Here is a 14542-nt window from a genome sequence, read left to right on the forward strand (position 1 = left end):
TTTAACTGTTATAATGTTTGCGCAACCTGTATTTAAAAATTAAATTAAAAATCAATAGAATAGTAAAAAGATTAAATACCATTACATAAAGAAACGTTAGCTCATAAATTAAAAAAGTAGCCAGCAGAATTAACGTATAATTTACGTAAAGTGATAGTGTTAAGCTTTCGGTTCTAAGCTTACCGATGAGTTCATCTTCAAATTTCTCTTTAGAGAAGGAATTGACAATACCAGCTATAATTATGATAGCTATCAAAATTTCATCTACCAATCCATTCTCAATCCAACGGAAACCCTCAGAGCCTATGACGTTTTCAGTATCAGCCGTTTTAATTGTCTTTTCATAAGAAAACAAGGTAAAGACATGAAAAACCAGGTAGTCATTAAATTTACCTGTTAAAAACGAATACAATGCAATGGGTAGGGACAAGTAGAATATCCACCCTGATACTTTCTTGTATTTATTGTTAAATAGTAGTTTCATTATTGATTTTTATTATATGTTGTAAATAGAATTAATTTATAATTTCTGTATCTAATTTATCTTCTACTATGATCCCATTCTTTTCATAAACATGATAAGAAAAAGAATTAGCATTCATTGAAACACTAGCTTGTGCTTTACCATTTTTGAAAACTATTCCAGACCTTTCGTCACTTGCATAACCATTATTTAATTTCTGGGACAAAATATAATTGTGATATAATGTTTTTCTTTCGCCATTACCCGAATCATGATGGACATTATTGCTATAATCCAAAAAACCAAGACCTTCCACTATGCTCAATTCTTTGGGTCTTGAATCTGTTATTCCCCTATTGAACCAACACAAAGAGCCTGCACTACCTCCAGCCAGTACAATACCATTGTCGTAAGCCTTTCTGAGAGCTTTATCTATTTCCTGCCCTTTCCAAATAGATAACATATTAACTACATTGCCACCACCAATAATTATGGCATCCATATCTAAAAATAACTCTTCAAACGATTTATCTTGTCTGTTTGAAACATTCCAAGTTCTAATCACCCTAGGTATCATTTTTAAATCTGCGGTTATCTCATACCAATAATTAATATAGTATGGGCTGTCTGCCAAAGCCGTAGGCAGAAAACAAATTTTGGGATTTTCTTTATTAGTAAGTTTTATGGTGTACTTAACAAATGCCTCTGTCACCTCACCGCCAAAGGCAAAAATCATTTTGTCTGATTGGCTGTAGGCTGAAAATGAAAAACTGCAAAGGATAAGTATCGACATTAGTTTTTTCATGAGAACTCATTATTTAAATCAAATGTATAAAATATTTTACAAAATGTATAAAATATTTTACATTTTATATTATTGTAAGCGTAATCATTCGAATATTTATTTCTCTAAGATGCTTCTATCATTTTTTGCCAGTTACCAAAAGCTCTTTATATGTTTTTAGTGAATTTATATTTCATTAAAGGATACGCCAAAACATTCTTTATAGCCTTTTTGTACTCAAACTCAAATACCATAGTGATGTCAGTTTTATTACTTGAAATTTTGTCAACTTTCGAGTTACCTTGTAATGATTTCAATGGATATGGATAATCTGCTGCACTAGCATTGACAACAAATGAATACTATTTTTAATAATTCGCCCGAAATCAGGAGAGTAAGTTAAGTTAGATTTTTAACCTTATGGAGTTCTTACAATTTAGTAACTAAAATTGCCTGAATAGTTTCATTTTTAGAGATATATGAAGTACCATATATTTTTGACTATTTATACAGATTTATGTTGCTTTGACACATTACAAATTATATATTTGCCGACTGAAGTTATTTTGACGTTCTAAGAATCATATAAAAATTCACAAAAGTTAATACATAATTTGTGAAACGGGTTGAACATCAACTGTTATATGATTTACAAGCATAAGGTTTGGATTCTATGCAAACCGCACAAAAAAAGTTTCCTCGTCAAGGAAGCTTTTTTGCAAAGTTTAGTTGTGTTGTTAGATGAACATATGTTCATCGCGGTTTAGTAGTTAAACCAATGAAAAGCTTTCCTCCCGAACCTAAGGGATTTGGAGGGCTTTTTTATTTATCTATGTAATGTATTCTGTACATTCGTTACTTCCTGCCCGTTAGAATGTTTTCTTTTTCCATCTCCCTTTTACTGAGTATTGTATATTACTAAAATGCTTATACACTGTAAGTTCAAATAAGAATTTATGGGTTTTAAGCAGTTCTGTTTACACCAATTTTTAACTTAAAAACCTACTTCTGCCTGTTTTTTAATGGCTTTTGTATTCATTATTGAAGAAGGCCGGCATAAGTTGTTTAACTTTTATAACCTATTAGGGTAAACAAATATCAATACTTTGTTTAATCGTTTTTTTAAAAAAATTAAACACCCTTCAGTTCGAACAAGTTATTTCCCGTTAAGAAAAAGTTAATTTAAAAACACAAGTACAAATTTTTTTTAAAAGGAAGAGACGCTACCTAATTGAAAATCAATTTTTTAAAGATGACAAATATCATTTTTTATTTCAAAAATTCTTTTTTGAAAATATTAAGTCTTAATTTCTTTCTTGTATTTTCAAAAAAAAATAAAGTAATTGCTATCAGTTTTTACGTATTAAAATATGCGTGTTTTTGTGCTGATTTACAAAGGAATAAAAGCTTGTAAGTCAAGGAAGCGAAGCTATATTATCACATCAAAATTCCCCTTTTTTTTAGTATTAATTTAAATATTAACCAAAACAATATGTTTCTTATGAAAGATTTTGAGAAAGGGTGGTATGTGGTCTACGTCAGGTCGCGTTGCGAGAAAAAAGTTCATGAAACCCTATCTGAACACAACATTGAATCATTCCTCCCATTAGTTCGAAAGGAGCGCAAATGGAGCGATAGGAAAAAAGTGGTACTGGAACCGCTATTCAAATCGTATGTCTTTGTGAACCCTAAATGCCGAAAAGAGTTTTATCGGGTTCAAAACATTTGCGGCGTTTGCTTTTTTATTAATTTGGGAAATACATACTTAAAGGCCAGGGATGAGGAAATAGAAAGGATAAAACTTTTACTCAACTGCGAAGATGTTTACCAGATAGAATTAACAGTAACTCCACCACCTGCGCCCGGTGGTATTTATGAAATAGGAGAGGGGCCTTTACAAGGCCTCAAATGCGAGGTGTTAAGAGCAGATTGCCGGCAAAAAATACTGGTAAGGCTAGACACTATTAAACAAAGCTTGCTGGTAACTTTACCACAATCGTATTTAACTATGAGCAGGCAGGCAGAACCTGTACTTTTATGAATGCAGATCTCATCTGTTTGTAATTCTTAATTCCTTTCCGATATACCCGGAAAAACAGCAATTCAACATTTTCAAAGTACTTTTTAACAAGCGGTATTAGTTGCGTACCATACGTAAACGTAACCAATATATTACCAATGTAAGTAATCTAACATTTATTAAACTTTTAAAAACCAATGAAAAATTTAAAATTATTCAGCACAATGCTGCGAAAGGCGGGAATCACATTTTTAGCCGCCTATACCGTTTTTGCCGTATCGTCATGTAAAAACGATGATGATGGTTCACCCATAAATAATGGAGATGGGATTAGTCTGAGTGAAGTGATTGAAGTTATGGGCAGTACTCAGGTTTTACAGGATATAAAAACCATATCCTACACTGCTAAAGGAAACTCATATGAATATGAGCAGGATATTCCGCATCTCTCAAGTCCGCTCACCAGTAATTATTATGAGTATGATTTTTATACAGAGCTAAATCAAAGGAAAATAAGAATGGATTACGATTCCATTTATTTTAACCACCCGGCACCTTACAACACGCGTGGGCCATTATTAATTATTAATGGAAAACAAGGTTCTATATCTAAAGATTTTAGCTGGCGTTCATACTACTTTGGGGTTACCGACCCAAGAGGCGTATATGCCACAGAGATAGAATTTAATCTCAAAAACCAAAAAATGGCCAATCCCATTGAACTTCTAAAAGAAGTACTCAATACTGGCGGACTTGATCAAAATACGATTAACGACAGCTACCGTATTCCCACCAGAGTAGCTAACCTGGATATTGAACTCGTAATTGATTCAAGAACAAAAATGCCTCAGAAGTCCAGAATTGTAGAAGCAGATTTCCTTAAAGGAGATGTGTTTTTTGAAGTATATTACAAAGACTGGGTAGAAGTAGGGGGGATCATGTATCCTTCAACCCTTGACTATATGCTGGACAATGAATTGTTTAAGCGCGAAGAGCTAACCAATATTAAAGTTAATCCTGAATTGGCTGCCAATACGTTCACACCAGAAGCGTTTCCTCCGGAAAAACAGATAGCTTATAACGAAGAGCAGGCATCTTTTGCCATATATCATACCCAGTTCTATCACAGATGGAATGCCTGGAACATAGGTTGGCCCGAACCTGTAAATGACGGTGCCCTGGACCTAGGCAGCTTCGATGTATCTCAGTTTGGGCTGGCAAGTCAATTTGTTGGGGAAAAGGTAAAAATAATAGGCAGGCCAGATAACAGACTTTGGAATGTAGCTATCAAAACTTCAGACGGTGTTGTAATTGTAGATGCACCTCTTAACCAAAAGTGGACAAGGAGTCTTATTAATGGTACTAAGAATGCTTTTCCCGGAGAAGACATTAAAGCGGTTATAGCAACACACCATCACCATGACCACTTTGCAGGAATTCGAGAAGCTGCTTATGAAACCGGTAAAATATATATAGCCGAAGAAAGCGTAGGTCGTGTAAATCAGGTGTTAAACGGCTCACATACACTTTTACCCGATAATTTTGCCAATAACCCCAGAAATGTTGATGTAGAAGCAGTAACTGATGTTACCTATCTTGACAATGGCGCCATTGAGATTCACCGCCTTAAGCCCACCAATACCTCTGCCGTACCACACTCTGATGATATGTTGGTAATATACATACCCGAATACGAAGTACTTATCCAGTCAGATCAATACTGGAACGGTACCTTTACTCAGGTTTGGAACGGATTTGCTTTCAGGCCATTCACCCAGGAAGCCAGGCCTGAGATCATAAACAATGCAAAATACCTGCTTGATTATATTGAAGAAAAAGAACTTAAAGTAAGCAAGATCATTGCTACCCATGGAGGCTTAGGGCCTATCTCAGATCTGGAACTAACCGCCAATGCGGCACAATAATCATTTAATATCTCCTTCGTATTACCGGGCTTATTTTGGTAAACCGCTTACACAAAAACCTAACCATTTTTTTATATTCTTTTGTAAAAACCTGAATTTCAAACACTTAAAAATTTGTTTTCATTTTTCTTAAAAAAAATGTCCAAAATAAGTCCTGGTGATCGTCATAATTTAAAAACAAAAAAACAATTAAAAACTTAAAAAAATGAAAGAATTCCTTATGATTTTTAGAGCCCCCGATATGGGAGAGTACCAGCCCACAGAGCAGGAAATAGCCGAAACTACTGAACAATGGACCAATTGGATTGGTGGAATTGCAGGAGAAGGAAAACTTGTACGTACCGATCAGGTAGGCTTTGACGCCAAAGTTGTAAAATCAAACGGAGAAGTGCTTAACAAAGCTTTCGATAAAGTTGATGAAATTGTACAGGGGTACATGCTTATTAAAGCCAGTTCTTCAGAAGAAGCTGCCAAAATCGCAGCCGGTTGCCCAATACTTCTTATAAACGGTGAAGTAGAGATACGAGACATCATGGTATATGATGAACAACCGGCCTAATCTGTAAACATTTTAAAATCTCTTAATATTAATTTTTAATCTATTCAAACCATGAAAGAATTTCTTATGATTTTCAGAGCTCCCGACATGGGGAATTATCAGCCTAGTGAAGAAGAAATGGCTGCAGCCATGAAGCAATGGCAAGACTGGATCGGTAATATTGCCGCCCAGGGAAAGTTTGTAAGTACCAACCAGTTGGGCGAAGAAGGTAAAGTAATAAAAGCAGACAACTCTATCGTAGATGGTCCTTTTACCGAGGTAAAAGAGATGGTAGGTGGCTATATGATCGTAAAAGACGAGACACTGGACAATGCTGTAGAATTGGCTAAAGGGTGCCCAATATTCGAGATTGGCGGGCAGGTAGAAGTTCGTGATATTGTAGAAATTAACCTTAATTAAGAAAGATATGCGTCTTGTAAAATTTGTATTCGCTTTTGTATTGATGGGTTCCGTTATGTTCACGGCATCTGCAATGAATAGTAATGAAAACCCTTCTTCAGACGATAAGGAGTATATGCTCATTTTCCGTATGGAGATGTCTGAAGATTATAATCCTACCCCGGAAGAAGTTCAGCAAATGCTTGAACAATGGGGTGGATTTATAGGCAAAGTAGCGGCTCAGGGGAAATTGGTAAGAACCAATGAGCTTGGCTTTGAAGCTTCTGTAGTGAAAGCCGATAAAGCTGTTCAAAATGGCCCTTTCGTATCTGAAAAGAACGTAGTGGGCGGGTATATGATCATAAAGGCAGCATCTATGGAAGAAGCTGTGAAAATGGCAGGTGATTGCCCCATCCTTTTAATGGGTGGTACCGTAGAGATACGAAATGTAGTACCGCACGAAGGATAACCCACGGTTACTTTTTTAAGAATCAATAACCTGCTTCGGCGTATTTAGGCGAAGCAGGTTATCCTGAAAAAAACCTTAAAAAACCACCTAAGCTGGAACAGCGGTAACAACAGGCATCATTTATTTACAATAATCAAACAAAACTATACTCCCATGAAAAGTATTTTCAACAAAGAAACCACAAATTCGCTTATAGAGAGAGTACAGCTCTTAAATGATAACTCAGAACGCCAATGGGGAAAAATGACCCCTTTTCAAATGGTAAGGCACTGTGTACTCAGTGAAGAGATGTACCAGGGCGAAACTAAATACAAAAGGCTGTTTATAGGAAAGCTTTTTGGAAAAATGGCATTAAAATCTACCTTAAAAGACGAAGCTCCCCTTAAGAAGAACGAGCCTACACATTCTACTTTTAAAATAACAGGTAGTGGTGATCTTGAAGAAGTTAAAGAAAAATGGATATCACTTTTAGAATCATACCCTTCCAAGAGTAATGGTGCTTTTAATGGTTTTGTACATCCGTTTTTTGGTCCTATGAGTAAAGAGCAGATAGGGCAAATGGTATATAAACATACTGATCATCACCTGAGACAGTTTGGCGTGTAAAAATCTGTTCTTTTACAAGTTTATACCACATACTGTTCAAAAACTAAAACCAATCACATAACATTGATGAAAATGAAAAAACTTTTAAAAATAGTATTGGGCCTGGTTATCGTACTGGTAGCCCTGGTAGGTATTTTGTCCCTGCTGGCCAAAGACGAGAAGAATATCAGTATCTCTTCCACACAATTTGTAAATGCACCGGTGGACGTTGTTTACGATGAAATACGTTATCTGGAGAATTATCCTAACTGGTCTCCTTTTAAAGTTCAGGATCCCGAGCAGAAACATAAAGTCACCGGCCAGGATGGTCAGGTAGGGGCTACCTTTCACTGGGAAGGCGTAGCTGAAGAAAGTAAGGGTTCACAAACCATTACCGAATTAAAGAAAAATAAATTAGTGAAAGTCAATTGTGATATTACAGTTCCGTTTCAGGCCAACCCGCAGTTCGTGTATCGTTTAGATGCAAAAAACGGCGGCACTGAAGTTACACTTGATTTCGATATTGAGATGAAGTTTCCATCAAACATCATAGCCTACCTTTTGGGGTTGAGAGATGAAATGAGGGCCACTAACCAACAAGGCCTCGATCTTCTTAAAGAACTGGCAGAAGGCAAACAACAACAGGTTTCACTTCGTCCATAGTAAAAACACCCTGTTAATACATAAACCAAACCATTTCATAAAGCCAAAATAGCTTTTATTTTGGCTTTATATTTCCCAAAAGAATTACAGCTACCACAAAACAAACTACAAGTTTTAGAATTGATTTTAAACAATTCTGCTACCTTAAAGCAAATTTGTAAACAAGTTATTTTTTCTAAAGGCCTCTTCTGTTTTTCCATATTCAGGCCTTGAAAAACAAACCATTTTTTACTTGTTATACAACTTTTTTTTACCTGACCGATAAAAACAACATCCATGAAAATAACTAAAGAAGCCTATCATGAGGAACTCAATAGCTTTCTCAGCTACCTCAACAATGAGAAAAGTAAATGTTTAGGTATTCAAATTAACCAGGATGCCGACGATTGTTTGGATTTTGCTCCCTTTCTAAAACACACACTTAATAACCTTGGAGACCCTTTTTCCGGAAAAGGAGGGCACCTGGAAACCTTTAAATACGAGCGGGAACTGGTATCTTTAATGGCTGGCTTATTGCATCTTTCGCCTCAAAATTCTTGGGGTTATTACACGGGTGGCTCCAGTGTTTCCAATTTACAGGCAGTACATTTAGGCGTTAAAAAACTGAGCCAGGATGTGACTCTGGTAACTTCTGTAGGAGCGCATAACAGTATTTGTAAAGCAGGGGCCATTACCCGCGTTAAAGCATTTAAAGAAATTGAAACTACAGAAAACGGAGATATAGATACGAATGCTTTTTCCCATTTTCTGGAAAGCAGAAATAACAATGAAAAATTCATTTTTTGTTTCTGCTCCGGTACGGTTGCTAAAGGAGCCTATGATAATGTTCCCGAGTTGATACGCATTCTAAAAGAAAAAGGTATTAAAGCAGATAATTGCTTTATTCATCTGGATGCTGCACTGGGAGGGATGATCACTCCTTTTCTTGAAAATACTCCTTTAAAACTGGATTTTAGTATCCCGGAAATAGACAGCCTTTCGGTAAGTTTTCATAAAAGACTGGGCATACCGGTTCCAGGATCTTTATTCCTCCTGAGAAAATCGAGCTTTGATTTTTCGCAGTCAGCCCCTTTTATTGAAGACTATAAATCACATGATACCACTGTACCAGGTTCCCGTGATGGTCTTTCCCCTTTTATCACCTTAATGAAGCTAAAGAAAATTGGGTATGAAGGTATGGCAGATCGTACGGAGAAAGTATTGAAAAAAGCAACTTCTTTTGCTAACAGGCTTCAGGAAGAAGGTATAAAAGTCATAAAGAACCCGTATTCTCCCTGTGTGTATTTTGAAGCACCTGATGATAATATACTTAAGGAATACCATCTGCCGCTCTATCTGCATAAAGATGGTTTCAGATATACTCATATTTTCACCATGGAACACGTTACGGAAGAAGCCCTTGAGGTATTTCTTTCCAGAATGCTGAGCTCGAGGCTGGCTATGCTACACAAATCAGCCGGATAGCCGGAAACGTACACAATCGTTAATTTTATCACCTTAGGGTCTTTCGGCCCATAAGCGCCTCCCTCCCTTTTTAAGTAAAAGCCGGCTTTCGCAACACATACTTTTTCTGTATGGAAAAAGCACTCACTGTCTGTGAGTTATTGTATGGAAAGTATTGCTTGAATATCAAATTTTAATTGATTTTAAGGTATCATGAAAAAGTTACCTAAGGCGTATATTGTCTTTTTTTTACTGGTAATAAGTAGCTGGTTTTGGTATATGCTGGCTTATCAACAGTTCCATTTATTTGGGAAACATTGGCCTGTTACACTTACCATGGTTTTTGGCTCATTTATTGCCGGAGCCAGTTCAGAAGGAGGGGGAGCAGTAGCCTATCCCGTTTTTACCCTGTTGTTAAAAATTGCTCCTGAGGTAGCACGTAATTTCTCATTTGCCATACAAAGTGTAGGGATGACAGCTGCCAGTCTCCTTATCATAGGACTTAAGATACCTATAGAGAAAAAAACAGTCACTTATGCAACTTTAGGAGGGGTGGCAGGGTTAATACTTGGTACCTTCTTTATGGTACAGCATCTCTCCGGACCTATGACCAAAATGTTCTTTGTATCTCTATGGATGAGCTTTGGGTTTGCTTTATTTCTTTTAAACCGAAAAAAAACACGATCTGTTTATGAGTCACTTCATGTACATCATAGCTCTGATCTCTTCAAGCTGGTTTTATTTGGGTTTATAGGAGGCGTGATCACTTCCTTTTTTGGGAATGGTATTGACATTTTTACGTTTTGTCTGCTCACACTTTATTATGGTGTAAGTGAGAAAGTAGCGACCCCTACCTCTGTTGTTATTATGACACTTACTACCATAGTGGGCTTCTTTTTACATGTATTTATCGTAAAAGATTTTCAACCGGTAGCATTAGAATACTGGCTGGTAGCTATTCCCGTAGTAATTGTGTTTGCTCCAGTGGGAGCTTACGTGATCAGTCGTTTTTCACGACACGTTATTTCATCATTTTTATACGGTATCATTATCATTCAATATGTAGGAGCCCTGTTTATAATAAAACCCACCCCGGCCTGGCTGCTCATGAGTCTGGGAGTCATACTAGCCGGCTTCGCCTTCTTTTGGCAACTGGCGCGACGGATACGCAAACAAAAACTCTTCATGACATCACCTTAGTAAAGGTTAATAAACTAAAACAACCATAAAACTCAACTATCAATAACTATTCATCAAACCTAAAGTACACATTATGAAACAAATTCCAAGAATTGTATCCATTGTATTGCTGCTGGCCATATATGCGTTTACAGTACCTTCTGATATTAACGAATCAGAGCGTACCAGGCTGGCATCAGACTTTGGATTTGAACGAAGCATATTGTATTACCCCAAAGGGGAGATCCCCAGAATTGTTAGAAACGTGCATCCCCAGTATGAAGAAATATCTACCTGGGTCTCCTCGGTAGGGGCTGCCGTAACTGTTACCGATTTTGACGGTGACGGTTTACCTAATGATATTGTTCATGTAGATCCCCGATTTGATAAAGTTTTTATTTCACCGGCAGATACTACAGGAGACCGCTTTACTCCTTTTGAGTTAAAAGTAGAAACCCTTCCTTATAATTCAAACCTCATGGCACCTACAGGGGCTCTTGCCGGCGATTTTAACCTAGATGGGAAAATGGATATCCTGGTATATTATCTGGGACGCTCTCCGGTAATTTTCTATCAGGAAGGAGAAGGCTTTACCGAAGCCGAACTCGCTCCCGGAGAAACCTGGAATACCACCACTGCCACCATTGCCGACCTGGACGGTAATGGATATCCCGACATCATGATCGGAAATTATTTTCCGGATGCTTCCAAATTACTCGACAGCAAAGCTACCGATAAAGATCAGATCATGCAGCATTCCATGTCCAGAGGTGATAATGGAGGGCTTAACAGAATATTCCTGTGGTCTGGTGTAAACCAGGGGAAAGCCGTCTTTAAAGAAGATAAAAATTGGTCAGAAGGACTGTCCTATCCATTTGACTGGACCCTTGCCCTGGCGGCGGGAGATATAAATAATGATTTTCTTCCCGAAATATATGTTGCCAATGACTTTGGCCCCGATAAACTCTTATTGAACCTTTCAGAGCCCGGAAAGGTAAAATTCAAAGAACTGTTTGGCAGAAGAAAGTTTACCACCATCAGGTCTAACGTGATCGGGAAAGATTCCTTCAAAGGGATGGGTGTAGATTTTGGAGATATTGACAACGACGGATTACTGGACATCTATGTAAGCAATATTGCTGCAGATTATGCATTGCATGAAAGCCATTTTGTATTTGTGAATACAGGAGATGAAGAGGCGCTTTCTAAAGGAGTTGCTCCCTTTGAGAATAAAAGTGAGCCTTTGGGCCTCTCCAGAAGTTCATGGGCATGGGAAGCCAAACTAGTCGATTTTAATAATGATGGTATTAAAGAAGCCATACAGGGAACAGGCTTTGTAAAAGGAGATGTAGATCGCTGGCCAGAATTGCAGGAACTCGCTACCGCCAATGATGAGCTTCTTTCAAATGTGTCCTTCTGGCCCCGCCTTAAACCCGGAGATGATATTTCCGGAAATGCCCACATACCATTTTTTGTTAAGCATGAATCCGGAAAATACTTTGATCTTGCCGCCCAGATCGATCTTGATGATGCCCAGATTACCAGAGGTATCGCCATTGCCGATATAGAACATGACGGAAAACAGGATTTCGTTTCTGCCAACCAGTGGGAAGATTCAAAACTATACCGAAATACAGGCTCGTTCCAAAACAGTTATCTCGGTCTTACTTTATTATACCCCTTAGAAGAAGGAACCGTAAAAGAGTTAGAAACAAACACCAATAAAAAAGGAAGGTATGCCATAGGAGCATTTGCCCGTGTGAAACTGGCAAATGGCGAAAAACGAGTGGCTTTTGTTGATGGTGGTAACGGACACGCAGGGGGTAGTAGCAGTGAAATTCATTTTGGTTTGGGAAATATCCCGCAAGACCAAATAGTAGAAGTAGAGATCTCATGGATAAAATCTAACAGACAAATTACATCACAAACACTTCAGTTAACTCCGGGATGGCATACCATTATGCTCCCTTTTTAATAGTAAAAAATTTTAAAAGATATCATGAAAAAGACAGACAAACGAATACCGGCACTTATACGCTTTGCAGCAGCGATTACCGTACTCAATATTGCAGGACATCTTTATCTGGGGTTTGAACAATCCTATGCACATGCCGTAGTAGCCCTCCTGGCCGGGTACAGTATTGAGCTTTTAATAGAAACCATTAGAGCAGCTATTGATAAAAGAAAACCCGCGTTTACCGGGGGTGTTTTAAGTTTTATATACTTCCTGCTGCCCGCACACATTACATCTTTGGCAGTATCAATGCTTATTTTTACCAATGTAGGGCTTATGCCTGTTGTATTTGGAGTAGCTGTCGCATTACTTTCCAAAGTGATCCTTCGGGTAAATATGAATGGGAAGTCCCGGCACTTTCTCAATCCGTCCAATACAGGAATAGCGATCTCTTTTCTCGTTTTCCCCTGGGTAGGTTCAGCGCCTCCTTATCAGTTTACAGAAAGTGTAGTAGGTATTGGCGACTGGATACTGGTAATTGTTTTCGTAACTCTGGGAACGTTTCTCAATGCAAAGTACACGAAAAAAATGCCTTTAATCCTGGCATGGCTTATAGGTTTTTTTGTGCAGGCCGTGATACGTACCAATATGTATGATACGGCTACCATAGCAGCTCTTGGGCCTATGACAGGGGTAGCTTTCCTGCTTTTCACATTCTATATGGTAAGTGATCCTTCTACTACACCATTTAAAGCCCGAAATCAGGTGCTGTTTGGCTTAAGCGTAGCCTTTGCCTATGGTGCCTTAATGGCACTGCATGTAGTATTTGGGCTCTTTTTTGCCCTGGCAGCGGTTTGTACTGTTAGAGGGGTGTATTTCTGGGTACAGAACCTGCTGAAAAAAGAAAGTGAAAAAGAATTGCAGGTGCCGTTTGAAAAAGTATTGGTAAACGATGTACAAAAAGTAGAATTTCCCGAACCCGTTATTACAGAACCACAACTTGTAGAAAGGTAATATTTATCCAACAATAAACTAAAGAACCATGAATAAATTAAGGATTTTACGAAAAATGTTCTTTGCGTTACCCCTTACAGAAGCCGATTTTATCGTAAGAGGCTTCCAAAATGGGGCCAAAGCACAGGGAAGGCTGGAACTGGTAGCAAAAACCGTAGTAAACGGATATAATACCGCCTTAGAAACCGGACTTTCAACCAATTTGGAAGCCCATACCAACATGATCAAAAAAGAACTTGTTGGCTTTTTTAATGAAGGAATAGGTATGGGACTTTATACCTTAGATCTGTTTTCTCTTTTTAAGAGAGATCGCTTCTGGAAATTTATAAAAACTACCGGTAGCCATCATGAATACATGTCATATATAGGTGCCGGAATTGCCAGTGGCGTGTTTTTTAACCGGCCTTTTAAAAAATTTGTACAAAAAGCAGATCCCACCAGCGGGTTACTCATACTAAACGGAATAGGGTTTTACTATGCATATTTTAAACCTGTTAAAACCCTTAAAAAACTATATGTGCCTAAAAGTGTTCTCAAAGATCGATTTTATCTGGAATGTTATGACAATGGGATAGGAAGAGCATTGTGGTTTTATAATGGTGGTGAACCGGAAAAAATAGCAAATACCATTCATGCCCTTCCCTTAGGCAGGCAGGCCGCAGTATGGTCTGGAGTTGGGCTCGCCGCCACGTATGCAGGAGGGGTTGCCAAAAGTAAAATACGACAATTGCGCCAACTGGCCGGTAAACATGCGATCATGTTAGGAGAAGGTTCTGTCCTGGCTGTTCATACCCGTGATATTGCCGGAAATCCGCACATGCAGGATACTACAGAACAGATATTAACCGGTAAAAACGCAGAAACCTGTATTCGTTTTGCAGCCGCCGCCAAAGAAAAACTGGAAGGTAGAAGGTACATTGACGGTGATCATTCTCTTCATGTTTTCCTTAAAGAAATAAGAGAATGGGTACGTACTAATCATCAACAGAAAGAAAAAAGAACATTAGTTCTAGAAAGTGAACTAAAAGACTGAAAACACCCCCACTTTTTGACAAACCAGAACACAAAAAACTAAACAAACAACAACCTTACCGATCTTCATACGA

General features: G+C 37.9%; 14 protein-coding genes. 12 read left to right on the top strand and 2 right to left on the bottom strand.

Annotated elements, in window-relative coordinates; translation table 11 throughout:
• Window position 1: 1 nt before the first annotated feature.
• Both WAO84_RS07800 and WAO84_RS07805 read right to left on the bottom strand, forming a co-directional pair.
• Window positions 2-484, bottom strand: coding sequence for a hypothetical protein (locus tag WAO84_RS07800; protein ID WP_340064924.1), 483 nt, complete (start codon window positions 482-484; stop codon window positions 2-4).
• Window positions 485-515: 31 nt separating this feature from the next.
• Window positions 516-1268, bottom strand: a complete 753-nt coding sequence (locus WAO84_RS07805) for a Type 1 glutamine amidotransferase-like domain-containing protein (protein ID WP_340064925.1) — start codon at window positions 1266-1268, stop codon at window positions 516-518.
• Between the two features lie 1480 nt (window positions 1269-2748).
• On the opposite strand from WAO84_RS07805, the gene WAO84_RS07810 reads away from it, so the two are divergent.
• From WAO84_RS07810 to WAO84_RS07865, 12 genes are all read left to right on the top strand, one after another.
• Window positions 2749-3288, top strand: a complete 540-nt coding sequence (locus WAO84_RS07810) for a UpxY family transcription antiterminator (protein WP_340064926.1) — start codon at window positions 2749-2751, stop codon at window positions 3286-3288.
• A 176-nt stretch (window positions 3289-3464) separates the two neighbouring features.
• Window positions 3465-5192 (top strand): MBL fold metallo-hydrolase, encoded by a 1728-nt coding sequence (locus WAO84_RS07815; protein WP_340064927.1) that lies wholly within the window; start codon window positions 3465-3467, stop codon window positions 5190-5192.
• Window positions 5193-5397: 205 nt separating this feature from the next.
• Window positions 5398-5751, top strand: a complete 354-nt coding sequence (locus tag WAO84_RS07820; protein WP_340064929.1) for a YciI family protein — start codon at window positions 5398-5400, stop codon at window positions 5749-5751.
• 51 nt (window positions 5752-5802) lie between these two features.
• Window positions 5803-6150, top strand: coding sequence for a YciI family protein (locus WAO84_RS07825; RefSeq protein WP_340064931.1), 348 nt, complete (start codon window positions 5803-5805; stop codon window positions 6148-6150).
• 7 nt (window positions 6151-6157) lie between these two features.
• Complete coding sequence (locus WAO84_RS07830) at window positions 6158-6598, top strand: YciI family protein (protein WP_340064933.1); 441 nt, start codon at window positions 6158-6160, stop codon at window positions 6596-6598.
• Window positions 6599-6751: 153 nt separating this feature from the next.
• Window positions 6752-7204 carry a DUF1569 domain-containing protein gene (locus WAO84_RS07835; protein WP_340064934.1) on the top strand — a complete coding sequence of 151 codons (453 nt, stop codon included), beginning with the start codon at window positions 6752-6754 and terminating at the stop codon, window positions 7202-7204.
• A gap of 72 nt (window positions 7205-7276) precedes the next feature.
• Window positions 7277-7846, top strand: a complete 570-nt coding sequence (locus WAO84_RS07840; RefSeq protein ID WP_340064935.1) for an SRPBCC family protein — start codon at window positions 7277-7279, stop codon at window positions 7844-7846.
• A gap of 276 nt (window positions 7847-8122) precedes the next feature.
• Window positions 8123-9310 carry a pyridoxal-dependent decarboxylase gene (locus tag WAO84_RS07845; RefSeq protein ID WP_340064937.1) on the top strand — a complete coding sequence of 396 codons (1188 nt, stop codon included), beginning with the start codon at window positions 8123-8125 and terminating at the stop codon, window positions 9308-9310.
• Between the two features lie 192 nt (window positions 9311-9502).
• Entirely contained in the window at window positions 9503-10489 is a 987-nt protein-coding gene (locus tag WAO84_RS07850; RefSeq protein WP_340064938.1) for a sulfite exporter TauE/SafE family protein, read from the top strand.
• Between the two features lie 73 nt (window positions 10490-10562).
• Window positions 10563-12443 carry a CRTAC1 family protein gene (locus WAO84_RS07855; RefSeq protein WP_340064939.1) on the top strand — a complete coding sequence of 627 codons (1881 nt, stop codon included), beginning with the start codon at window positions 10563-10565 and terminating at the stop codon, window positions 12441-12443.
• A gap of 24 nt (window positions 12444-12467) precedes the next feature.
• Window positions 12468-13436, top strand: coding sequence for a hypothetical protein (locus WAO84_RS07860; protein WP_340064941.1), 969 nt, complete (start codon window positions 12468-12470; stop codon window positions 13434-13436).
• Window positions 13437-13464: 28 nt separating this feature from the next.
• A complete protein-coding gene (locus WAO84_RS07865; protein ID WP_340064942.1) occupies window positions 13465-14469 on the top strand; it encodes a DUF1702 family protein in 1005 nt (334 codons plus the stop codon).
• The last annotated feature ends 73 nt before the right edge of the window (window positions 14470-14542 follow it).

The organism is Ascidiimonas aurantiaca (genome assembly GCF_037646345.1).
Taxonomy (GTDB): Bacteria; Bacteroidota; Bacteroidia; order Flavobacteriales; family Flavobacteriaceae; genus Ascidiimonas; species Ascidiimonas aurantiaca.

Bases quoted from the DNA above. Each gene is read 5' to 3' on its own strand.
- WAO84_RS07800 (WP_340064924.1), bottom strand. From the start codon at position 484: ATGAAACTACTATTTAACAATAAATACAAGAAAGTATCAGGGTGGATA.
- WAO84_RS07805 (WP_340064925.1), bottom strand. From the start codon at position 1,268: ATGAAAAAACTAATGTCGATACTTATCCTTTGCAGTTTTTCATTTTCA.
- WAO84_RS07810 (WP_340064926.1), top strand. From the start codon at position 2,749: ATGAAAGATTTTGAGAAAGGGTGGTATGTGGTCTACGTCAGGTCGCGT.
- WAO84_RS07815 (WP_340064927.1), top strand. From the start codon at position 3,465: ATGAAAAATTTAAAATTATTCAGCACAATGCTGCGAAAGGCGGGAATC.
- WAO84_RS07820 (WP_340064929.1), top strand. From the start codon at position 5,398: ATGAAAGAATTCCTTATGATTTTTAGAGCCCCCGATATGGGAGAGTAC.
- WAO84_RS07825 (WP_340064931.1), top strand. From the start codon at position 5,803: ATGAAAGAATTTCTTATGATTTTCAGAGCTCCCGACATGGGGAATTAT.
- WAO84_RS07830 (WP_340064933.1), top strand. From the start codon at position 6,158: ATGCGTCTTGTAAAATTTGTATTCGCTTTTGTATTGATGGGTTCCGTT.
- WAO84_RS07835 (WP_340064934.1), top strand. From the start codon at position 6,752: ATGAAAAGTATTTTCAACAAAGAAACCACAAATTCGCTTATAGAGAGA.
- WAO84_RS07840 (WP_340064935.1), top strand. From the start codon at position 7,277: ATGAAAAAACTTTTAAAAATAGTATTGGGCCTGGTTATCGTACTGGTA.
- WAO84_RS07845 (WP_340064937.1), top strand. From the start codon at position 8,123: ATGAAAATAACTAAAGAAGCCTATCATGAGGAACTCAATAGCTTTCTC.
- WAO84_RS07850 (WP_340064938.1), top strand. From the start codon at position 9,503: ATGAAAAAGTTACCTAAGGCGTATATTGTCTTTTTTTTACTGGTAATA.
- WAO84_RS07855 (WP_340064939.1), top strand. From the start codon at position 10,563: ATGAAACAAATTCCAAGAATTGTATCCATTGTATTGCTGCTGGCCATA.
- WAO84_RS07860 (WP_340064941.1), top strand. From the start codon at position 12,468: ATGAAAAAGACAGACAAACGAATACCGGCACTTATACGCTTTGCAGCA.
- WAO84_RS07865 (WP_340064942.1), top strand. From the start codon at position 13,465: ATGAATAAATTAAGGATTTTACGAAAAATGTTCTTTGCGTTACCCCTT.